The following is a 301-nucleotide window of genomic DNA, read 5'->3' on the forward strand; positions in this document are numbered from 1 at the left end:
GGCGGTATCGATGGCCGTTTCCAGGCTTTGCGGTACCGGTTGCCGAGATCCACGCTCGACGTTGTACTGGAAGTAAGCGCGCACGCCTTCGAGCACGCTGTCCACCGACGCCAGTTCCGCTTCGCCATCGGCTTCGGCATGGACCGCGCCGCCTCGGCGCGTGATGCGCGTGAGGGCGGTATCGATGGCCGTTTCCAGGCTTTGCGGTACCGGTTGCCGAGATCCACGCTCGACGTTGTACTGGAAGTAAGCGCGCACGCCTTCGAGCACGCTGTCCACCGACGCCAGTTCCGCTTCGCCA

1 pseudogene is annotated in these 301 nt (G+C 64.8%); it reads right to left on the reverse strand.

The window, feature by feature from the left end:
* A pseudogene (locus ACRXB1_RS37590) lies at window positions 1-301 on the reverse strand (hypothetical protein); the annotation flags it as partial.

The organism is Caballeronia sp. M23-90 (assembly GCF_053574605.1).